A 21,156-nucleotide genomic window follows, 5' to 3' on the forward strand; every position below is an offset into this window, starting at 1 on the left:
CCGGCCAGGGCGGACCCAACTTCGTCCAGAACGCCATCCTCGGCCCCCTCAAGGACAAGCGCGTCTCCACCATCGACCGCATCGCCATCTCCATCGGCCGCACCGCCGCCAAGCCCCAGGGCCTCGACGCCCTCGCCGCCTGCACCCTCAATAAGTGAGGTGACGGACAGCCGTGGCCGCCCCGAGAGAACGCCGGCCGGGGCGGCCACGGCGTGTCGGGGCCCGGACGGACCACCCCGGCCGCTGCCGCCGTCTAGCTTCTGACCATGCGCCCTGGTGCCGTCGCCGCCTCGCTCGCCTCGCTGTGCTTCCTGCTGCTGGGCGCCGCCGCCCCCGGTGAGGACCCGCCGCTGCCCGCCCGGCTGGCGGACACCGGCGGCGGCCGCCAGCTGATCACCGCTCAGGCCCCCACGGCCGAGGCGACGTCGGGCACGCTCACCTGGTGGGACCTGCGCGACGGGCGGTGGGTGCGGGCCGGTTCCGCACCGGCCCGGTTCGGGGCGAGGGGACTGGTGGCGGGCGCCTCGCGCGCCCAGGGGACGAACACGACGCCCACCGGGCTGTACGACCTGCCGTTCGGGTTCGGGATCGCGCCGGCCCCGGCCGGAACCAAGGTCGCCTACCGGCCGGTCCGGGAGAGCTCCTGGTGGTGCCAGGACAACGACTCACGGTCCTACAACCGCTTCACCGAGCCCCGCCCGGCCGACTGCCGGGCCGCCGAGTCCGAGCACCTGATCGCGTACAGCACGCAGTACGCGTACGCGCTCGTCGTCGGCTTCAACTACGCCCACCCGGTGCGCGGGCGCGGCGCCGGGATCTTCCTTCACGTCGACGGGGCCGGGGCGACGGCGGGTTGCGTGTCGGTGCCGGTGGAGGCGATGCGCGCGCTGCTGCGCTGGGCCGATCCGGCGCTGCGCCCGCACATCGCGATCGGCACGCGCGGCGGGGCGACGGCGATCACCCGCTACTGACGTCCGGCGGGCGCTGCCGCGGGAGCCGTACCGTGAAGGTCGTCGCCCCCGGACGGCTGGTCAGGTCCACGGTCCCGGCGTGCGCCTCCACCACGGCCGCCACGATCGACAGTCCGAGTCCGGCGCCGCCGCCGGAGGCCTCCGTGCGGCGGCGGTCGGCGCGGGTGAAGCGTTCGAAGACACCGGGCCGGAGCTCCTCGGGGACGCCGGGTCCGTCGTCGTGCACCGCGAGGACGACCGCCTGGGCGTCGGTCTCCAGGGACACGGTGGCCTCGGTGCCCACGGGGGTGTGCAGCCGCGCGTTGGCCAGCAGGTTGGCCAGCACCTGGTGCAGCCGGTGGGCGTCGCCGGTCACCGTGACCGGGTCCTCCGGGAGCTCCAGGGTCCAGCGATGGCCGGGACCGGCCACCCGGGCGTCCGTCACCGCGTCCAGGACCAGGCGGGTGAGGTCGACCGGCAGGCGTTCGAGGGGACGTCCGGCGTCCAGCCGGGCCAGCAGGAGCAGGTCGTCGACCATCTCGCCCATCCGGGAGGACTCGGCGGCGATGCGTTCCAGGGCGTGGGTGATCTCGGCAGGCACCGGCCCCGGGTGCAGCAGGGCGAGCTCGGCGTGCCCGCGTACCGAGGCCACCGGGGTGCGCAGTTCGTGGCTGGCGTCGGCCGCGAAGCTGCGCAGCCGCTCCTCGCTGGCGTGACGTTTGGTCAGCGCGTCCTCGACATGGCCGAGCATCCGGTTGAAGGCGGCGGCGAGCCGGCCCACCTCGCCGCGCGGGTCGGCCTCGGGGGCCCGCGGCGGCAGCGCGACCTCACCGCTGGCCAGCGACAGCTGCGCGACCCGGGCCGCGGTGGCCGCGACCCTGCTCAGCGGGCGCAGCGACCAGCGCACCCAGACGGCGCCGACGACACCGGTGGCGGCCAGGGCGAGGGCGAAGACGATCCCGGCGACCAGTTCGAGCCGGTGGACGGTGGCCTGGACCGGCTCCAGCGGCAGCCCGGTGATCAGTACGTCGCCGTCGAGGCCCCGGGCCGCCATGATCCGGTAGTCGTCGAGGGCGGAGAGCGCGACTGTGTGGCCGCGGCCGTCGGCCGGGACCGCGGCGAGCCGCCTGCGGTCCTCGGCGGTCAGGGGCACGTCCAGGCTGGTGGTGGCCTCGCCGACGGGGACGACGGCCGCGTTGGTGACCGTGCCGCCGACCAGGCGGGCGCCGAAGGTGCCCGTGGCCTGCCGGCGGGTGTCGCCGTACTCGTCGCCGTCGTGGTCGTCGCGCAGCCGGCCCGGGTGCTCCAGGCTCGCCGGGAACCGGGTCCCGACACCGGAGAGCTGTTCGTCGAGGCGGTTGGTGAGGAAGCCGTTCAGCCCGACGACGGCGGCCACGCCGACCGCGGCGCAGCTGATCGCCAGCAGCACCACCAGGCCTAGGGTGAGCCGGGCCCGCAGCGTGCGCGGCCGGGGCAGCCGGCCCAGCAGCGGGCGCGCGGCCGGGCCGTCGGCCGAACGCGAACGCAGACGCAGACGCAGACGCAGACGCGGTGTCATCGGCTCACCGGCTTGAGCACGTATCCCGCCCCGCGCACCGTGTGGATCATCGGCTCGCGGCCCGCGTCCACCTTCTTGCGCAGGTACGAGATGTACAGCTCGACGACGTGGGCGCGGCCGCCGAAGTCGTACGACCAGACGCGGTCGAGGATCTGCGCCTTGCTGAGGACGCGCCGCGGGTTGCGCATCAGCAGGCGCAGCAGCTCGAACTCGGTGGGCGACAGCTCGATCAGCTCTCCCGCGCGGGTGACCTCGCGGGCCTCCTCGTCCATGACCAGGTCGCCGACGCTCAGGCGGGGACCGTCCTCCTGGCGGCGGGCGATCCCGGCGCGGCGCAGCAGCCCCCGGACCCGGGCGACGACCTCCTCCAGGCTGAAGGGCTTGGTGACGTAGTCGTCGCCGCCCGCCGTGATGCCCGCGATGCGGTCCTCGACGGCGTCGCGAGCGGTGAGGAAGAGCACACAGACGTCCGGTGTCACCTCGTGCAGGGCGCGCAGCACGGCGAAGCCGTCGGTGTCGGGAAGCATCACGTCGAGGACGACGGCGTCGGGCATCAGTTCCCGGGCCTCGGCGAGGGCGGAGGCGCCGTCGCCGGCGGTGCGCACCCGCCAGCCCTCGTAGCGCAGCGCGCCGCAGAGCACCTCGGCGAGGTCGGGGTCGTCGTCGACGACCAGGACGCGCAGCGGTGTGCCGTCGGGGCGGGTCACGGCCGGGTGGCCGGAGCGGGTGGTGTTCATGGCTCTCACCAGCATCACCCCTCGGGAAGGCGCCCGGCGCCCTTGGCCACTGTGAGTTTGCTCTGAGTCCGCCGTGCGGGGTGCCCGCTCAGAGCGATCTCAGAGGTTCGGCCCGCACAGTGGCGGGCGGAACGGACGGCAGGACGGAAGGACACACATATGACCACCGTGGACGAGCATCGGGCGGCGACCGCCCTGCCACCGGCCACCCGGCGCTCCCCCGCGGGTCCGGTGCTCGCGCTGCTGTGGGCGGGTGCGTTCGGCGTGCTCGCGCTGTGGTGGTCGGACACCGGTTCCGTGATCGGCGCGGCGGGCTGGCTGACCGGCGCCGGCCGGATCGCGGGGCTGCTGTGCGGGTACTCGTGCGCGGTGCTGGTGGGCCTGATGGCGCGCGTGCCGCTGCTGGAGCGGCGGATCGGCTCGGACCGGGTGGCCCGCTGGCACGCCATGGCGGGCCGGTACACCGTCTGCCTGCTGGTGGCGCACGTGGTGCTGATCCTCGCCGGGTACGCCGCCCAGGACCGTCAGTCGGTCCTGCACGAGACGGTGACCGTGATCCTGGACTACCCGGACATGCTGAAGGCCACCGCGGCCACCGTGATCCTGTTCGCGGTCGGCGTCACCTCGGCGCGTGCCGCGCGCCGCCGGACCAGCTACGAGTTCTGGTACTACGTCCACCTGCTCACGTATGCCGCGGTGTTCCTCGCCTTCGGCCACCAGCTTGCGCTCGGCGACGACTTCAACGGCAACCTGGCCGCCACGGCGGCCTGGTACGTGCTCTACCTCGGCGTCGCGGCCCTGGTGCTCTGGTTCCGGATCCTGGTACCGGTGCGGTTCAACCGGCGCCACCGGATGCGGGTCGAGTCCGTGCAGCGGGAGGCGCCGGGGGTGTACTCGGTCGTGGTGCGCGGTCAGCGGCTGGACGAGACGGGCGCCCGGGCGGGCCAGTTCTTCCGGTGGCGGTTCCTCGGGGAGGGCATGGGCTGGACGTCGACGCCGTACTCCCTGTCCGCGCCGCCCCGCCCGGACCTGATGCGGATCACGGTCAAGGCGCTCGGCGGGCACAGCGCGGCGGTGTCCCTGCTGCGGCCGGGCACCCGGGTGTGGGCGGAGGGGCCGTACGGGTCGCTGACCGCCGACCGGCGCACCGCCGCCAGGTCGCTGCTGATCGCGGGCGGGGTCGGGATCACCCCGCTGCGGGCGCTGTTCGAGACGCTGCCGGGCGAGGTGACCCTGCTGTACCGGGCGCGCACCGCCGAGGACCTCGCCCTGGGCCAGGAGCTGGAGGCGCTGGCGCGGTGGCGGGGCGCGAAGGTGCTCTACGCGCTCAACGGCCCCGGCGGGGAGCGCCCCGACCTCTCCGCCGGTGCGCTGCGCTCGGCCGTCACCGGTCTGGCCGGGCACGACGTGTACCTGTGCGGTCCGCACTCCTTCGCCCAGGACGTCTACCGGGCGCTGCGTGCCGCCGGTGTGCCGGACCGTCGTATCCACCACGAGTCGTTCGAACTGTGAGGCCGTCGTGCACCCGTTGAAGAAGAACCGTCCGCTGCGCCGGATCGTGCTGTCCGGAGCCGCCACCGTCTGCGGCACGGTCCTGCTGCTGTCGTTGAAGCCGCACACGAGCACGGCCGTGGCCGTGGCCCCGCCCGCCTCCTCGGCCGGCTCCTCCGGCTCCGGTTCGTCGGGTTCGTCCGCCTCCGGCTCGTCGGGTACGTCCGGTTCCTCCGGCACGAGGACGGTCACCGGGGAGACCGTCCAGACCCGTTGGGGCCCGGTCCAGGTGCGGATCACCCTGAAGGACGGCAGGCTGACCGAGGTCACCGCGGTCACCTACCCCCAGGAGAACCCACGGGACCAGGAGATCAACAGCTACGCCGTCCCCCAGCTGCGACGGGAGGCGCTGGCGGCGCAGAGCGCGGAGATCGACACCGTCTCGGGAGCGACGTACACCAGTGACGGTTACCGCCGGTCACTCCAGTCCGCACTCGACTCAGCGGAAAGCTGAACACTCGGGAGACTCGGCACGTATGTGTGGGCCAAGGGTCAAGTCTCCACGGAGGAACCGTGACCACCACGCTCGCGGGCGGCCGTGCCGCCCGACGCCAGACGATGCGCCGCATCCGTCCGCGCCGCTCCCCTGCCGTCCCCCTGCTGCTCGCCGTATGGGCGGGCGCGATGGGGGTGCTGTGGCTGTGGTGGCACAACACACCGTCGATCGCCGACGACAACAGCAAGATCCTCAACGCGGGCCGGATCACCGGCCTGCTGGCCGGATACCTGATGGCCCTCGTCGTCCTGCAGATGGCCCGGGTCCCCGCGCTGGAGCGCCGGGTGGGCTCCGACCGGGTGGCCCGCTGGCACGCGATGAGCGGCCGCTACACGCTCTCCCTGGTCATCGCGCACGTCTTCCTCACGATGTGGGGCTACGCGCTCCAGGGCGGCAGGACGCTGGGCGACATCGTCCAGCAGACGATCGACTCCATCAACCAGCTCCCGGACATGGGCAAGGCCGCCATCGGCACGGGCCTGCTGGTCTTCATCGGACTGGTGTCGGTCGGCGGCATCCGCAAGCTGATGCCGTACGACACCTGGTACCACATCCATCTGATGACGTACGCGGCCGTGTTCCTGACGTTCTGGCACCAGATCACCACCGGCAACGACTTCGCCGTGGAACCGGTCGCCAAGACCGTCTGGTACGCGCTGTACGGCTCGGTCACCGCGCTGGTCCTCTGGTACCGCATCCTCACCCCGATCCGGCTGAACATGCGGCACCGGATGCGGGTCGAGGCGGTCATCGAGGAGACGCCCGGCATCGTGTCGGTGCTGATCGGCGGCCGGAAGCTGCACCGGATGGGAGCGGAGGCCGGCCACTTCTTCCGCTGGCGGTTCCTGGCCCCGGGCATGCGCTTCAGCTCGCACCCGTACTCGCTGTCGGCGGCCCCCCGCCCCGACATGCTGCGGATCACCGTCAAGGCGATCGGCGACCACAGCGCCGCGCTGCGCAAGCTGGAGCCCGGCACCCGGGTGTGGGCCGAGGGCCCGTACGGGGCGATGACCGCCTCCCGGCGCAGCCAGGGCAAGGTGCTGCTGGTCGCGGGCGGCGTCGGCATCACCCCGATGCGGGCGCTGTTCGAGACGCTGCCCGGCGCGGCCGGCGACATCACCCTGCTCTACCGCGCCAACACCACCCAGGACCTGGCGCTGTGGGACGAGCTGTCCAAGATCGCCGCCGAACGTGGCGCGCGGCTGATGTACGCGGTCAACAGCCCCGACGGCGAGCGCCCCGACATCTCCGCCGAGACCCTGCGCCGCAAGATCGGGGACATCGAGCGTCACGACGTCTTCATGTGCGGGCCGCCCGGCTTCGCCCAGCAGGTGTACGAGGCACTGCGCGGCGCGGGAGTCCCCGCCCGGCGCATCCATCACGAGTCGTTCGAGATGTGAGCGACGGGAGCCAGGAGCGATGAAGAAGAGCCACCCCCTGCGGCGTATCGTGCTCGCGACCGCCGCCACCGTGTCCGGAATCGTGCTGCTGCTGTCGCTGAAGCCGACGACCGACCCGAACGCCGCACAGGCCGCCGGCGCGATCCCTCAGCAGACGGCCGCGGCACAGGAGTCGGCCCAGGGCGGCGCCGCGGCCGCCGGGTCTGGCACGGTCACCGGACGCGTGGCCCAGACCCAGTACGGCCCCGTCCAGGTGCGCCTGACCATGAGCGGCGGCAAGATCACCAAGGCGGAGGCGGTGCAGGCCCCCAGCGGCGGCACCAGCACCCAGAAGACCGCCCTGGCCGTGCCGAAGCTCAACCAGGAGGCGGTCGCCGCGCAGAGCGCGGAGATCGACGCCGTCTCCGGTGCCACGTACACCAGCGCCGGCTACAAGCAGTCCCTCCAGTCCGCCCTGGACCAGGCGAAGGCCGCGGGCGGCTCCGCCGCGGGGAGCAGCACCGGCGGCGGGAGCAAGACCGGCGGCGGGAGCGGCAACGCGGGCGGCAAGGCCTCGGCCCCGGCCGCGCAGGCCCGTACCGTCACCGGCAGCGTGGCGCAGACCCAGTACGGCCCGGTCCAGGTCCGGATCACGGTCAGCGGCGGCAAGATCACCAAGGCGGACGCGGTGCAGGCCCCCAGCGGCGGCACCAGCAGCCAGAAGACCGCCCTGGCCGTGCCGAAGCTCAACCAGGAGGCGGTGGCGGCCGGCAGCGCGGACATCGACGCGGTGTCGGGGGCGACCTACACCAGCACCGGCTACAAGCAGTCCCTCCAGTCCGCCCTGGACCAGGTCGGTGGCTGAGCCGGTGGCCGAGTCCGAGACCGGTTCCGCGCAGGATCCCGCCCCGGTACGGCACGCGGAGGAGGTCATGGGGACCGTCTTCTCCTTCGACGTCCGGGGCGGGGAGCCCGGCGACGTGCGGGCCGCGCTCGACGCGGCCGTCGCCGAACTGCACCGGGCCGACGACGTGTTCAGCACCTACCGCGAGAACAGCGAGCTGTCCCGGCTGGCCCGCGGCGAGCTGTCCGTCGAGGAGTGCAGCCCCGAGGTGGCCGAGGTGCTGGAGCTGGGCGCGCAGGCGGAACGGCTGAGCGACGGCTGGTTCAGCACCACCTACCAGGGGCGTCTCGACCCGACCGGGATCGTCAAGGGCTGGGCGGCCGAGCGGGCCGCCCGGCGGCTGGCTGCCGTCCCCGGAGTGAACGGGGTGAGCGTGAACGGCGGCGGTGACGTCCAGCTGTCGGGCACCCCGGGACCGCAGCGGCCCTGGCGCGTGGGGGTGGCCGACCCGCTGCGGCCGGGCGGGCTGGCGGCGGTGATCTCGGCTGCCGGGACCGACCGGCTGGCGGTGGCCACCTCCGGCACGGCCGAGCGGGGCGCGCACATCGTGGATCCTCGCACCGGGCGTTCGGCGGTGACCGACCTGGTGGCCGTGACCGTGGTCGGCCCCTCGCTGACCTGGGCCGACTGCTGGGCCACGGCCGCCTTCGCGATGGGCTCGCGCCAGGCGCTGGCCTGGCTGGAGGACCTGCCGGAGGTGGAGGCGCTGCTGATCACGGCCGGCGACGAGGTGCGGTGCACCGGGGGGCTCGCGGCCCGGCTGGGCTGAGCACCCCGCGAACTCGGAACCCGGCCGCGGACGGCAGCCGGGTCAGTGGCCGTTCTGCGCCAGCCGCAGCAGATGATCGGCCAGCGCCTGCCCACCGGTCGGGTTCCGGCTGATCAGCATCAGGGTGTCGTCACCGGCGATGGTGCCCAGGATGTCGTGCAGTTCCGCCTGGTCGATCGCCGAGGCCAGGAACTGCGCCGCCCCCGGCGGGGTGCGCAGGACCACGAGGTTGGCGGAGGCCTCCGCGGAGATCAGCAGCTCCTGGGACAGGCGCCGCATCCGCTCCTCCTTCGCCGACTCCCCCAGCGGGGCGCGCGGGGTGCGGAAGCCGCCCTCGCTGGGGACCGCGTAGATCAGGTCGCCGTCGTTGTTGCGGATCTTCACCGCGTTGAGCTCGTCCAGGTCCCGGGAGAGCGTCGCCTGGGTGACGGTCAGCCCGTCGTCGGCGAGGAGCTTCGCCAACTGGCTCTGGGAGCGCACCGGTTGCCGGTTGAGGATGTCGACGATCCGGCGGTGGCGGGCGGTGCGGGTCTGCGGTACGGCCGGCCCCCCGGTCTGGTCGTGGTCCTGCGCCTGGCTCATCGTCGTCTCATTCCCCGGATCATCCGTCCCCCTTGGCCACGTCCAGGATGCCGGTCATCGCCCCGAGCAGCGCGTCCACGTCGTCGTCGCCGAGGTTCAGCGCCGGCATCAGCCGTACGACGTCGGGTGCGGGCGCGTTCACGAGGAGACCGGCGTCCTGGGCCGCCTGCTGCACCTGCTGCGCGAGCGGCTCGGTGAGCACGATACCCAGCAGGAGTCCGGCGCCCCTGACGTGGTCGATCAACGGGTGGCCGAGCGACTCGATCCCGGCGCGCAGCCGCTCGCTCTGGCTCTTGACGTTCTGCAGGAGGCCGTCCGCGGCGATCGTGTCGAGGACGGCGAGTCCGGCCGCGCAGGCGACGGGGTTGCCGCCGAAGGTCGTGCCGTGGTGTCCGGGGCGCAGCAGTTCGGCGGCGCGCCCGAAGGCGACGGTCGCGCCGAGCGGCAGCCCGCCGCCCAGGCCCTTGGCAAGGGTGACGACGTCGGGCAGGACACCCTCATGGGCCTGGTACTCGAACCAGTGGCCGGTGCGGCCGATGCCGGTCTGCACCTCGTCGAGGACGAGCAGCGCGCCGGTGGCGGCGGTGATCGCCCGGGCCGCCTTCAGATAACCGGCGGGCGGGACGACGACACCGTTCTCCCCCTGGATGGGCTCGATGACGACCAGCGCGGTCTCCTCGGTCACCGCGGCGGCCAGCGCCTGCGCGTCGCCGTAGGGCACGTGGGTGACGTCGCCGGGCAGCGGCAGGAACGGCTCCTGCTTGCCGGGCTGGCCGGTGAGCGCGAGCGCGCCCATGGTGCGGCCGTGGAAGCCGCCCTGGGTGGCGACCATGTGGGTCCGCCCGGTCAGCCGGCCGATCTTGAAGGCGCCCTCGTTGGCCTCGGCGCCTGAGTTGCAGAAGTAGACCTTGCCGTCCCGGCCGAAGTGCTGGAGCAGCCGTTCGGCGAGGGCGACGGGCGGTTCGGCGACGAAGAGGTTGGAGACATGGCCGAGGGAGGCGATCTGCCTGCTGACGGCCTCGACGACGGCGGGGTGGGCGTGGCCGAGCGCGTTGACCGCGATGCCGCCGACGAAGTCGACGTACTCCTTGCCGTCGGCGTCCCACAGCCGGGTGCCCGCGCCACGTACGAGGGGGAGCCGCGGGGTGCCGTAGTTGTTCATGAGGGCGCCCTGCCACCGCTGGGTGAGGTCCTCGTTGGCGGTCATGCGGGGTCCCCCTCCTCGTCGGGCACGACCATCGTGCCGATTCCTTCGTCCGTGAAGATCTCCAGCAGGATCGAGTGCTGGACCCGGCCGTCGATGACGCGGGCGGTGGTGACGCCGTTGCGTACGGCGTGCAGGCAGCCCTCCATCTTCGGCACCATGCCGGAGGACAGCTCCGGCAGGAGCTTCTCGAGCTGGGACGCGGTGAGGCGGCTGATCACCTCGTCGCTGTTCGGCCAGTCCTCGTACAGTCCCTCGACGTCGGTGAGGACCATGAGGGTCTCGGCGCCCAGTGCCGCAGCGAGTGCCGCAGCCGCCGTATCAGCATTGACGTTGTAGACATGTCCGTCGTCCTGGCTCCGGGCGATCGAGGAGACGACCGGGATGCGGCCGTCGGCGAGGAGCGCCTCGATGGCGCCCGTGTCGATCGCGGTGATCTCGCCCACCCGCCCGATGTCGACCGGCTCGCCGTCGATCTCGGGCCGGTGCCGGGTGGCGGTGATGGTGTGCGCGTCCTCGCCGGTGAGGCCGACGGCGAGCGGGCCGTGCTGGTTGAGCAGTCCGACCAGCTCGCGCTGGACCTGCCCGGCGAGCACCATGCGTACGACGTCCATGGCGTCCTCGGTGGTGACCCGCAGGCCCGCCTTGAACTCGCTGACGATGCCGTGCCGGTCGAGGGCCGCGCTGATCTGGGGGCCGCCGCCGTGCACGACGACCGGCTTGAGGCCCGCGTGGTGCAGGAACACGATGTCCTGCGCGAACGCGGCCTTCAGCTGCTCGTCGATCATGGCGTTGCCGCCGAACTTGACGACGACGGTCTTGCCGTTGTGCCGGGTCAGCCAGGGCAGCGCCTCGATGAGGATCTCGGCCTTGGGCAGGGCGGTGTGCTTGCGTGTGGTGCTCATGAGCTGTACGCGCTGTTCTCGTGGACGTAGTCCGCGGTGAGGTCGTTGGTCCAGATGGTGGCGGTCTCGGAGCCGGCCGCGAGGTCGGCGACGATGTGCACCTCGCGGTAGCGCATGTCGACCTTGTCGCGGTCCTCGCCGACGCCGCCGTCCTTGCACACCCAGACGCCGTTGATGGCGACGTTCAGCCGGTCGGGCTCGAAGGCGGCGGAGGTGGTGCCGATGGCGGACAGCACGCGTCCCCAGTTGGGGTCCTCGCCGTGGATGGCGCACTTGAGGAGGTTGTTGCGGGCGATGGTGCGGCCCACCTCGACGGCGTCCTCCTCGGTCGCGGCGTTGACCACCTCGACCTTGATGTCCTTGCTGGCGCCCTCGGCGTCCCGGATGAGCTGCTGTCCGAGGTCGTCGCAGACGGCCCGGACGGCCTCGGCGAACTCCTCGTAGGGCGGGGTGATCCCAGAGGCGCCGGAGGCGAGCAGCAGCACGGTGTCGTTGGTGGACATGCAGCCGTCGGAGTCGACGCGGTCGAAGGTCGTACGGGTCGCGGCGCGCAGGGCCCGGTCCAGTACGTCGCTGTCGAGGTCGGCGTCGGTGGTCAGGACGACGAGCATGGTGGCCAGGCCGGGGGCGAGCATGCCCGCGCCCTTGGCCATGCCGCCGACGCTCCAGCCGTCCTTGGCCACCAGGGACGTCTTGTGGACGGTGTCGGTGGTCTTGATGGCGATGGCGGCCTTCTCGCCGCCGTGCCCGCTCAGCGCCGCGGCCGCGGTCTCGATCCCCGGCAGCAGCTTGTCCATGGGCAGCAGGACGCCGATGAGCCCGGTCGAGGCGACGGCGACCTCGGCGGCGTTGTGCCCGAGGACGTCCGCGACCTTCTCGGCGGTGGCGTGGGTGTCCTGGAAGCCCTTCGGTCCGGTGCAGGCGTTGGCGCCGCCGGAATTGAGGACGACCGCGGTGACCGAGCCGCCCTTGAGCACCTGCTCGGACCACAGCACCGGCGCGGCCTTCACGCGGTTGGAGGTGAAGACGCCGGCGGCTGCGCGGCGGGGCCCCTCGTTGACCACGAGGGCCAGGTCGGGGTTGCCGTTCTCCTTGATCCCGGCGGCGATGCCCGCCGCCGTGAATCCCTTGGGTGCCGTGACGCTCACGGTGCGACTCCGATCGTGGAAAGCCCGGTGGTCTCGTCGAGTCCCAGGGCGATGTTCATGCTCTGGACGGCACCGCCCGCGGTGCCCTTGGTCAGGTTGTCGATGGCGCTGATCGCGATGATGCGGCCCGCTGCCTCGTCGTACGCGACCTGCACCTGAACGGCGTTGGAACCGTAGACGGACGCCGTGGCGGGCCAGCGGCCCTCGGGGAGCAGATGGACGAAGGGCTCGTCGGCGAAGGCCTTGGTGTAGGCGGCCCGCACCGACTCGGCGGTGACGCCCGGCCGGGCCTTGGCGCTGCACGTGGCGAGGATGCCGCGGGGCATCGGCGCGAGGGTCGGGGTGAAGGAGACGGTGACCGGCTCGCCCGCGGCCGCGGCCAGGTTCTGGATCATCTCGGGGGTGTGCCGGTGGCCGCCGCCGACGCCGTAGGACGTCATCGAGCCCATGACCTCGCTGCCCAGCAGGTGCGCCTTGGGCGCCTTGCCCGCGCCGGAGGTGCCGGAGGCGGCGACGATCACGGCCTCGGGCTCGGCCAGCCCGGCGGCGTACGCGGGGAACAGCGCGAGGGTGGCGGCGGTCGGGTAGCAACCGGGGACCGCGATGCGCTTGGACCCCTCCAGCGCGGCGCGGCCACCCGGAAGTTCGGGGAGGCCGTAGGGCCAGGTGCCGGCGTGCGCGGAGCCGTAGAACCGCTCCCAGTCGGCCGCGTCCTTGAGCCGGAAGTCGGCGCCCATGTCGACCACGAGGACGTCCGGGCCGAGCTGTTCGGCGACGGCGGCGGACTGTCCGTGCGGCAGGGCGAGGAAGACGACGTCGTGCCCGGCGAGAATCTCGGGCGTGGTCGCGGCCAGGACGCGGTCGGCCAGCGGCAGCAGGTGCGGCTGGAGCGCGCCGAGCCGCTCGCCCGCGTTGGTGTTGCCGGTCAGGGCGCCGATCTCGATCTCGGGGTGCGCGAGGAGGAGGCGCAGGACCTCTCCGCCCGCGTATCCGCTCGCTCCGGCCACCGCTGCTCGTACCGCCATGTCGCCCTCCTCCTGGATGGCATGACTATACGTATCGCTGCACGTTTATGCAATCTCTCTGACGGCGCTCCTCCCGGCGTCCCGGACGGCACCCGCCTCGGGATCCGCTTCGGGATCCGTGACGGCAGGCCTGCCGGGCGACATGACCCAGCGGGAGACCACGAACGTCACCGGGACCGCCGCCATGGACGCGGCGAGCGGGGCGAAGCGGCTGCCCTGGCGCAGGACGTCGACGATCACGTACACACCCGCCGTGGTGATCAGGAAATTGGCCGCATTCGTCAACGGGAACAGCAGGAATTTCCGCAAGGTCGGTCGGGTCCGATAGGTGAAGCGCGCATTCAGAAAGAAAGAACCGGTCATGCTCAGTAAAAATGCAAACACATGAGCGGCCAGATAGGGCAAGGAGACAAGAAACAGAAGGTAAAAACCGTAGTACGTGGCAGTGTTGATCACACCGATCACGGCGAAGGTGACGATCTGCCGGCGCACGGGCCGCGGTCTCTGGTCGGGTGTCACGGGATCAGGTCTTCCACTCGTCGTACGTTGGTCGCCTTCACCAGGAAGTGCGGGCGCCGCTTCACCTCGTAGTAGATCCGGCCCGTGTACTCCCCGATGACCCCCAGCATGGTCATCTGGACCCCGGCGAGCGCCGTGACGGCGGTGATGACCGTGACGTAGCCGGGCGTCTGCACGCCGTTGACCAGCGCCGCGCCCACGATCCACGCCGTGTACAGCCCGGCGCACAGCAGCAGGGCCATGCCGAGGTAGAGAGCGGCCCGCAGCGGCCGGTTGTTGAACGACAGCAGTCCGTCGATCCCGTAGTTGAGCAGACCCCGCAGGCTCCACGAGCTGCGGCCGTGCTCGCGCACCGCGTTCTCGTACTCGAAGGTGGTGGCGGCGAACCCCACCCAGGCGAACAGGCCCTTGGAGAAGCGGTTGTACTCGCTGAGCGCCAGGACCGCGTCCACCACCCGGCGCGACAGCAGCCGGAAGTCCCCCGCCCCGTCCACGAGCTCGACGTCGACGAGCCGGTTGACGAACCGGTAGTACAGCCGGGCGGTGACGGTGCGCAGCATCTTGTCGCCGCTCCGGGTGCGCTTGGCGATGACCTGGTCGAAGCCCTGTTCGCGCAGGTCCACCATGCGGGTGATGAGTTCGGGCGGATGCTGGAGATCCGAGTCCATGACGACCACGCAGTCCCCCGATGCGTGGTGCAGACCGGCCAGCAGCGCGGCCTCCTTGCCGAAGTTCCGGCTGAAGGAGACGTACCGCACGCGCGAGTCCTGGGCCGCCAGCCGCATCAGGACGGCCAGCGTACGGTCGCGGCTGCCGTCGTCGACGTACACGAACTCCATGTCGTGACCGCGTGGCAGGAGCTCCTCCGCGACCCGCTGGACGTGGTCGTGGAAGCGCTCGATGCCGTCTTCCTCGTTGTAGCAGGGTGCGACGATCGAGATGAGCATGGTTCTTCTCCCCCGGTGGCGCGGTGTCAGAGCGCCACTCGTGCGTCGGTGCGGTCGGATGGCCGGGTGGTCGTCGAAGGTGTCCTCGCGCGCCGTCCGCGGACTGCGGTGAGCACACCGAGCAGGGTCAGTGCCAGCAGCGAAACTCCCCCGACCGTGGCGCCCAGGCGCAGCCCGGGCGGATGGAACGTGCAGGTGAGGCTGGTCGAGGTGCCGTCGAGCGGGACGGCGATCAGGCCGTGGTAGCTCTCCGCGGGTACGGCGTCGGCGGCGCCCGTGGCGCAGCGCCAGCCGGCGATCCGCGGGGCCGCCAGGACCGCGGTCCCGCGGCTGCCCGCGGGGAGCACGGCCCGGACGGTGCCGTCGGAGACGGTCACCTCGGTGGCGCCGGTCGCCGTGAGCCGTTCGACCGCGGTGCGCAGCCGGGCGGTGTCCAGGCAGCCGACCGCGCCGTCCGGGACGGTGCTCGCCGCGTCCGGAGACAGCTCGACCGTGAGGTGTCCGGAGGCGGGCACCCGGCCGAGGCGCTGCATGGAGGCGATCGCGGTGGCGAGGCGGTCGGAGCGGAAGCGGCCGGTCGGGGCCGTCCCGGGGGCACCGGCCAGGCGGGCGGTGCCCGAGAAGTGCGGTGCCCACAGATAGACCTCGCTGCCGCGCCGGCAGCGCGCGGTGATCGCCGGCCGCGGCCCGGTGGCCCCGGCGGCGAGCGGGCCGAGGCGCACGCCGCCGCTGTGGGGCGCCACCGGGCCGGCGGCGGTGCGCACGGTCAGACGGGGCACGGTGTAGACGCGGGTGCCGAGCAGCAGTTCCTGGTTGCGGTACGGGGACGGGCCGAAGCCGGGCCGGTCCGCGCCGGTGCCGGACGGCCGCACGGTGACCAGCGGCGGCACCGGCTGCCGGGACACGGTGGTCCGGCTGCCGTCCTGGGGGAACCGCTTCTGGTCCGGATCCGGCGGGGAGTGCACCCGGGCGCCTACGGAGAAGATCGCGTCCGTGACGGCGTTGTCCAGGCTCTGCAGGTTGCGGCCCCGGGAGGTCCAGCCGTCCCCGAACGCGGTGAGGGTGCGGCTGAGGACGTCGGAGGTGAGGCTGCTGTAGTACTGGGCGCCCTGGCCGCCCACCTCCATCGGGTCGTTGCCGGACGTCTGCTCCCGGCCCGGATCGGTGCGGTAGCGGGGCCAGCCGTCGGCCGCGGCGATCAGCTCCGCCTGCGTCTGCCGGCGGGCGCCCCAGGGGCTGTGGTCGTCCATGCGGGTGGCCCGCGACCGCGTGGCCACCGCGGAGGTGGCGGCGGCCTCGCCGAACTGCCCGCCGAGCAGCAGGACCGCGGCCAGCCCGGCGAGGACGGCACGACGGCGGCCGCCGTCCCGGTGCGCAGTGCCGGCCGAACCGTCCGTGCGGTCCGTGCGGTCCGTGCCGTCCGCGCGGCCCAGCAGGGCCAGGCCGGTCAGTGCCGCCAGGGCGGCGAGCACGGCGATCGGCAGGGTGAAGGAGTGGTGGGCGGGCTCGCTGCCGGCCGCCACGGCCATGACCAGGGCGAGCAGCCCGGCCGCCGCGAGCAGCGCGCGCGGACCGGGAGGACCGTAGGAGAGCGAGGTCCAGGCGGCGATCACCAGCAGCCCGCACAGCACGAAGGCCTGGCGGTACGCGCTGCCCTGCGGGGTGGCGAAGGCGTGCCAGACCAGATGGGTCGGCCCCCAGCGCATCGACAGGGTCATCGCCACCACCAGCAGCGTCCACGCGGCGCGCACCCGCCGGGGAACCGCCCGGTGGAAGGGCAGGGCGAGGGCGAGCAGCAGGGCCGCGGTGCCCACGTAGACGGCCGGGCTGCTGAAGCTGTACGACGTCGGCAGCAGGTGCGCCAGCAGGTACTCGAACGCCAGCGGCCGGAACTCGGTGACCCGGCCCGGGTAGGCGTGCCTGGTCCCGAAGTACACGACGGTCACCAGCGGCGCGGCCAGACCGATGCCGAGCACGGTGCTGCGTACCGCCCGGCCCGCGGCGGCGAGCAGCTGCCGCGGCGGGAGGCCGCAGAGCGACAGCCGCAGCAGCAGCACCAGACCGGCGCCGAGGGTGGCCATGTAAGCCGTGTAGAAGTTGGCGATCCAGGCGAGGGCCACGACCAGCGCCCCGAGCACCGGCCGCCGGCCGTGCAGCGCCCATTCGCCGGCCAGGCACAGCAGCGGCAGGGCGATGAGACCGTCGAGCCACATCGGGTTGACCGTGGCCATCAGCACGCTCCAGCCGCACAGGGCGTAGGAGGCGCCGAGCAGTCCCGCGGCCCACCAGCGGCCGGGCCGCAGGGCGAGCAGCAGCCAGGCCATGGCCGCACCGGCGCAGGCCGTCTTCAGCACGGTGATCACGTACACCGCGAGGTCGATCTCGTCCCGCGGGAAGACCGCCACGAGCAGGGCGAACGGGCTGCTCAGATAGGTGCCGAGGTCGGGCAGGAAGCTGGCGCCGAACCCGGACCGCCAGTTCATCAGCAGGCCGCCGTCGGCCCGGCCGTGCAGCAGGTCCCACAGGTACGCGTGGAACGGCACGTACTGGTTGCCCAGGTCGCTGACGTTGCGGGGGCGCGGTCCGAAGGGGTAGCTGCGCGCCACGATGTCGGCGGCGCAGGACACAAGGACGGTGATGGCCGCCGCGAGCAGGGCGGCTGCCTGTTCCGGCCGGACGGCCGGGCGGGGCGGACGGAGCCGGACACGGAACCGGGGCGTCCGGCCGGACCGCGGTGGGGCGGACGGTGCGGATGCGGTCGGCGGCGCCGGGGAGACGGTCGGTTTCACGCCCTGCTCCGGAATGGACGGCTCCGCGTGTTCCTGTGAGGAATGCCACACGAAGGAGCGGTAAGCAAAGTCGAGTGTTCCATTGTTCGCAGACCCCCGGGGAAGTGGCACGCATGGCGTCTCGTCCAGGGGCGTCACTTCCCCCGCATTATTCATTCGCCGCCTTAGACGGGTCTGCATTCCGGATGGTTGTGCCGTGTACGGGAATTGATGAAGTTCCCTTCGGAAACGGCCATAGGCCACACGAACAGCCCGGTTAACGCCGAGAGAACACCCGGGTAATGGAATTCGTCCTGCATGCAATTGCGGGGATGAAGGCCGTGATTGCACGGGGAAGGACAGCGCGACGCCCGTGACGGGGACTGCCGGGCCCGGACGGCCAGGACATAGGGTCGAGGCCATGGATGTGCTGCTTCCCTACCTGGTCACGGCCGGCTGTCTTGCGGTCGTCCTGGGGCTGTTCACCCGGCTGGCCCGGCGGGTACGCCGGCGCGGCACCGCCGGCGCGGGTCTGGTGGCGGCGCTGGCCTCGTACGAGGAGGCGTTCCGCACCACGAGCCATGCCGCGTACCACGAGATCCAGGCCCAGGCGCGGCGCAGGGCGCCCGCCGACTCGCCGGACGGATGGCGGCGGCGCCGGCCGAGGGGGCGGGGCTGACATGGGCGGCTACCGGCGCGAGCCCGACGCGCCTGACGCGCCGGGCGGCTTGCGGCCCGTGCCCGGGGGGCCCGACGCGCCGGACGGCTTGCGGCCCGTACCCGAGGGGGCCGATACGCCCGGCGGCTTCCGGCCCGTGCCCGATGTGCTGGCTCACCTGGCCGGGCACTGGGGCGTGACTCGCTCCGTGCGCGATCTCGCCGGGGGCGAGGAGGGCCGCTTCGAGGGGGTCACCGCCTTCGGCCCGCTGGACGGCGGCGGACTGCTGCACCGGGAGACGGGCCGGTTCGTCTGGCGGGGCGTCGCCCGGCCCGCCGAGCGGACCCTGCGGTTCCTGCCGGGCACGGCACCGGGCACGGCGGACGTACGGTTCGCGGACGGACGGCCCTTCCACCACCTGGACCTGACGTCCGGACGGTACGTGGCCGACCACCCCTGTGCCGCCGACTTCTACCGCGGCGAGTTCACCGTCCGGGACGAGGACCACTGGCGGACGGTCTGGCGGGTCGGCGGCCCCGCGAAGGACCTCGTGCTCACGACCGACTACGTGCGCCTGCCGGGCGACTACGTCATCCGCGAGGGCTGACCGGCCGTGGAGTCGAAGCGCAGGTGCCAGCGGCCCGCGCGGCCGCTCAGGGTGACCGCCGACAGGGACCGGACGTCGATGTTCCAGTACGTCGAGGGCGGTGCCTGCAACGCGTACACCAGGGCCGCGCGGATCACGGAGGGCTCGGCGACGGCGACGATACGGCCGCCGTCCTCGACCGGGCGGGTGTCCAGCCAGCCGCCGACCCGCGAGATGAAGGCGAGCAGCGGCTCACCGCCGTGCGGGGCGGAGCGCGGGTCGGCGAGCCAGGCGTCCACCGACTGCGGCTCCCGGGCCATCGCCTCGCCGATCGTCAGCCCGCGCCAGCGGCCCATGTCGCAGTCCCGCAGGGCGAGCTGGACGAGCGGCGCGTAGCCGAGGGCGTCCCCCGTGGCACGGCTGCGCGGGTTCGGTGAGCAGTAGCGCAGTTCGGCGGCGGCCAGCGGCAGCAGTTCGGCGGCCACCTGCTGCACCTCCTGCCAGCCCGCCTGGTCCAGCGGCCGGTCGTCCTCGAAGCGCTCGGCGCGCAACGGGGAGCTGCGCGCGGCTGCGACGAAAGTGACCCGAAGTGCCATGCGGCGATCGTGAGCCGCCCGGGCCCACCGGTCAAGGGGTCCCGCCCGTGCGTTACCGACGGTGCATCATCTCTTACCCGAGCGTCGGGACCTGCCGGGCAAGTCGCGCCAAAACTTCACTCGAAGGTAAGGATCATCCACTGGTCGGGGAGGTCCAGCGCCCGGAAGCCCACCTTCTCGTAGACGCCGTGGGCGTCGTGGGTGGCGAGCAGGATGCGGCGCAGCCCGTACGGCCGCAGCTGTTCGCGCACGGCGGCCACCAGGGCCGTGCCGATCCCCTTGCCCCGCACCGACGCGTGCACGTACACGTCGCACAGCCAGGCGAAGGTCGCCCGGTCGGTGACGACTCGGGCATAAGCCACCTGTTCGCCGGAAACCATGTCGTACACGCCGAAGTTGAGCGATCCGGCGACGGCCCGCTCGTGCTTCTCCCGCGTCCGTCCGATCGCCCAGTACGCGTCGGTGGACAGCCAGTGGTGCACGCGCTCGACGTCGACGCGGTCCGGGTCGGTGGAGATCTCGTACCCCTCGACGAGAGTCCGGGTGTCGGGCGAGGCGGTCGGGACGGATGTGTCACTGAGGTCGGCCATGGCGGGATCCTCACAGCTCAGGCACCGCGTGTCGAAGGGTTTGCGGAGGCCGGGAGCACCTCGTCGCAGGCCGCGCGCAGCCGCCGTACCCCCTCGGTGATCTCCCCGGTGCCCGCGACGGCGGCGAAGCTCAGCCGCAGGTGTCCGGCCGGGGGTTCGGCGCTGAAGTACGGACGGCCGGGGGTCAGCGCGACGCCCGCGCGCAGGGCAGCGGCGGTCAGGGCCGCCTCGTCGGTGCCGTCGGGCAGGCGCAGCCACAGGTGGTAGCCGCCGGGCGGGACGTGCGGCAGGGCGAGTTCGGGCAGGGTCAGGCGCAGGGCGGTGGTCATCGCCTCCCGGCGGGCCCTCAACTCCGCGGAGATCGCGCGGAGATGACGCGGCCAGGCAGGCGATCCGACGAGTTCCAGGGCGGCTTCCTGAAGCGGGCGGGGGACGAAGAAGCTGTCGACGACCTGGATGGCGCGCAGGCGTTCCAGGACCGGGCCGCGCGCGGCCAGGGCGCTGACCCGGAAGCTGGGCGAGGTGGCCTTGGTGAGCGAGCCGACGTGCACCACGACGCCGTCCGGGTCGTCCGCGGCGAGCGGCCGCGGCAGCTCGCCGGCGTCCTCGTGCACGAGCCGGCGCACGAAGTCGTCCTCAACGACGAACGCGCCGGCCTTACGGGCGATGCCCAGCACCTCGCCGCGGCGGGCCGGGGCGAGCACGGCGCCGGTCGGGTTCTGGAACAGCGGCTGGCAGACGAGTACGCGGGCGCCGGTGGCCCGGAAGGCGTCGGCGAGCAGGTCCGGCCGCACTCCGTCCGCGTCCACCGGGACGGGCACCGGGCGCAGACCCGCCGCGCGGGCGATGGCCAGCATGCCGGGGTAGGTGGGCGACTCCACGAGCACGGGGGCGCCGGGCGGTGCCAGCGCGCGCAGCGCGGTGGTCAGCGCCGCCTGGCCGCCCGCGGCGACCAGCACCTCGGCGGCCGTGACCGACCCGCCGATGCCCCGGGCGAACCACTCGCGCAGCTCCGGCAGCCCTTCCATGGGCGGCCGCCCCCATGCCCCGGGGCGGCGCCCTGCACGCGAGAGGGCCGCGGCCATGGCCCGCTCGGGCTGGAGCGAGGGATGCAGATAGCCGCCGTTGAACTCGATCACCCCGGGCGGCGGCGCGGCGAGCGAGACGGTGACCCCGGCGGCGTCCACCGTGCGCGGTACGAGGTCGGCGGCGCCGTCCGCGCTGAGGGCGACCTCCTGCCAGGAGGTGTCGCCGACGGGCGCCGCACCGGTGCGCGGGCGCGCC

Annotated in this window: 21 protein-coding genes; 8 read left to right on the plus strand and 13 right to left on the minus strand. The window is 73.0% G+C overall.

Annotated features, from left to right (window positions below):
- Positions 1 to 266: 266 nt before the first annotated feature.
- A complete protein-coding gene (locus ABT085_RS22610; RefSeq protein WP_351610668.1) occupies positions 267 to 971 on the plus strand; it encodes a L,D-transpeptidase family protein in 705 nt (234 codons plus the stop codon).
- Here ABT085_RS22610 and ABT085_RS22615 read toward each other — a convergent pair.
- Together ABT085_RS22615 and ABT085_RS22620 are read right to left on the minus strand one after the other, a co-directional pair.
- Positions 958 to 2,508, minus strand: coding sequence for a sensor histidine kinase (locus ABT085_RS22615; RefSeq protein WP_351610671.1), 1,551 nt, complete (start codon positions 2,506 to 2,508; stop codon positions 958 to 960). The two genes, ABT085_RS22610 and ABT085_RS22615, sit on opposite strands and share 14 nt — an antisense overlap.
- Complete coding sequence (locus ABT085_RS22620) at positions 2,505 to 3,245, minus strand: response regulator transcription factor (protein WP_351610673.1); 741 nt, start codon at positions 3,243 to 3,245, stop codon at positions 2,505 to 2,507. Before ABT085_RS22620 ends, ABT085_RS22615 begins: the two co-directional genes overlap by 4 nt.
- A 159-nt stretch (positions 3,246 to 3,404) precedes the next feature.
- On the opposite strand from ABT085_RS22620, the gene ABT085_RS22625 reads away from it, so the two are divergent.
- The 5 genes from ABT085_RS22625 (at position 3,405) to ABT085_RS22645 (ending at position 8,344) form a co-directional block, all read left to right on the plus strand.
- Entirely contained in the window at positions 3,405 to 4,757 is a 1,353-nt protein-coding gene (locus ABT085_RS22625) for a ferredoxin reductase family protein (protein WP_351610676.1), read from the plus strand.
- Positions 4,758 to 4,764: 7 nt separating this feature from the next.
- A complete protein-coding gene (locus ABT085_RS22630; protein WP_351610678.1) occupies positions 4,765 to 5,250 on the plus strand; it encodes an FMN-binding protein in 486 nt (161 codons plus the stop codon).
- A gap of 59 nt (positions 5,251 to 5,309) precedes the next feature.
- Positions 5,310 to 6,692: a ferredoxin reductase family protein gene (locus tag ABT085_RS22635; RefSeq protein ID WP_351610680.1), complete on the plus strand. Its 1,383-nt coding sequence runs from the start codon at positions 5,310 to 5,312 to the stop codon at positions 6,690 to 6,692.
- A gap of 19 nt (positions 6,693 to 6,711) precedes the next feature.
- Positions 6,712 to 7,536: an FMN-binding protein gene (locus tag ABT085_RS22640; protein WP_351610683.1), complete on the plus strand. Its 825-nt coding sequence runs from the start codon at positions 6,712 to 6,714 to the stop codon at positions 7,534 to 7,536.
- Positions 7,537 to 7,603: 67 nt separating this feature from the next.
- Positions 7,604 to 8,344: an FAD:protein FMN transferase gene (locus ABT085_RS22645; RefSeq protein WP_502982779.1), complete on the plus strand. Its 741-nt coding sequence runs from the start codon at positions 7,604 to 7,606 to the stop codon at positions 8,342 to 8,344.
- Between the two features lie 42 nt (positions 8,345 to 8,386).
- On the opposite strand, the gene ABT085_RS22650 is transcribed toward ABT085_RS22645, so the two are convergent.
- Genes ABT085_RS22650 through ABT085_RS22685 form a run of 8 tightly spaced genes read right to left on the minus strand, consistent with a single transcriptional unit; the run spans position 8,387 to position 17,463 of the window.
- Entirely contained in the window at positions 8,387 to 8,926 is a 540-nt protein-coding gene (locus ABT085_RS22650; protein ID WP_152887942.1) for an arginine repressor, read from the minus strand.
- Positions 8,927 to 8,945: 19 nt separating this feature from the next.
- Positions 8,946 to 10,133 carry an acetylornithine transaminase gene (locus ABT085_RS22655; protein ID WP_351610687.1) on the minus strand — a complete coding sequence of 396 codons (1,188 nt, stop codon included), beginning with the start codon at positions 10,131 to 10,133 and terminating at the stop codon, positions 8,946 to 8,948.
- Positions 10,130 to 11,035: an acetylglutamate kinase gene (gene argB, locus ABT085_RS22660; RefSeq protein WP_351610690.1), complete on the minus strand. Its 906-nt coding sequence runs from the start codon at positions 11,033 to 11,035 to the stop codon at positions 10,130 to 10,132. Before argB ends, ABT085_RS22655 begins: the two co-directional genes overlap by 4 nt.
- Positions 11,032 to 12,183 carry a bifunctional glutamate N-acetyltransferase/amino-acid acetyltransferase ArgJ gene (gene argJ / locus ABT085_RS22665; protein ID WP_351610692.1) on the minus strand — a complete coding sequence of 384 codons (1,152 nt, stop codon included), beginning with the start codon at positions 12,181 to 12,183 and terminating at the stop codon, positions 11,032 to 11,034. The genes argB and argJ overlap by 4 nt, the downstream gene beginning before the upstream one ends.
- Complete coding sequence (gene argC, locus ABT085_RS22670) at positions 12,180 to 13,208, minus strand: N-acetyl-gamma-glutamyl-phosphate reductase (protein ID WP_351610695.1); 1,029 nt, start codon at positions 13,206 to 13,208, stop codon at positions 12,180 to 12,182. The genes argJ and argC overlap by 4 nt, the downstream gene beginning before the upstream one ends.
- A gap of 45 nt (positions 13,209 to 13,253) precedes the next feature.
- Positions 13,254 to 13,727: a GtrA family protein gene (locus tag ABT085_RS22675; RefSeq protein ID WP_351610697.1), complete on the minus strand. Its 474-nt coding sequence runs from the start codon at positions 13,725 to 13,727 to the stop codon at positions 13,254 to 13,256.
- Positions 13,724 to 14,674 (minus strand): glycosyltransferase family 2 protein, encoded by a 951-nt coding sequence (locus ABT085_RS22680; protein WP_351610700.1) that lies wholly within the window; start codon positions 14,672 to 14,674, stop codon positions 13,724 to 13,726. The genes ABT085_RS22675 and ABT085_RS22680 overlap by 4 nt, the downstream gene beginning before the upstream one ends.
- A 26-nt stretch (positions 14,675 to 14,700) precedes the next feature.
- Positions 14,701 to 17,463, minus strand: coding sequence for a YfhO family protein (locus ABT085_RS22685; protein ID WP_502982778.1), 2,763 nt, complete (start codon positions 17,461 to 17,463; stop codon positions 14,701 to 14,703).
- Between the two features lie 400 nt (positions 17,464 to 17,863).
- Here ABT085_RS22685 and ABT085_RS22690 point away from each other — a divergent pair, with 400 nt between their 5' ends.
- Complete coding sequence (locus tag ABT085_RS22690; RefSeq protein WP_351610703.1) at positions 17,864 to 18,121, plus strand: hypothetical protein; 258 nt, start codon at positions 17,864 to 17,866, stop codon at positions 18,119 to 18,121.
- Positions 18,122 to 18,257: 136 nt separating this feature from the next.
- A complete protein-coding gene (locus ABT085_RS22695; protein WP_351610706.1) occupies positions 18,258 to 18,707 on the plus strand; it encodes a DUF6314 family protein in 450 nt (149 codons plus the stop codon).
- Here the strand turns inward: ABT085_RS22695 and ABT085_RS22700 are convergent.
- The 3 genes from ABT085_RS22700 to ABT085_RS22710 all read right to left on the minus strand — a co-directional run.
- A complete protein-coding gene (locus ABT085_RS22700) occupies positions 18,686 to 19,282 on the minus strand; it encodes a histidine phosphatase family protein (protein WP_351610709.1) in 597 nt (198 codons plus the stop codon). The two genes, ABT085_RS22695 and ABT085_RS22700, sit on opposite strands and share 22 nt — an antisense overlap.
- 116 nt (positions 19,283 to 19,398) lie before the next feature.
- Positions 19,399 to 19,872 carry a GNAT family N-acetyltransferase gene (locus ABT085_RS22705; RefSeq protein WP_351610712.1) on the minus strand — a complete coding sequence of 158 codons (474 nt, stop codon included), beginning with the start codon at positions 19,870 to 19,872 and terminating at the stop codon, positions 19,399 to 19,401.
- Positions 19,873 to 19,889: 17 nt separating this feature from the next.
- On the minus strand, positions 19,890 to 21,156 hold a 1,267-nt coding region (locus ABT085_RS22710), incomplete at its 5' end, for an aminotransferase-like domain-containing protein (RefSeq protein WP_351610715.1).

The organism is Streptomyces sp. NPDC002265, assembly GCF_040296125.1.
In the GTDB taxonomy this organism is placed as follows: Bacteria; Actinomycetota; Actinomycetes; order Streptomycetales; family Streptomycetaceae; genus Streptomyces.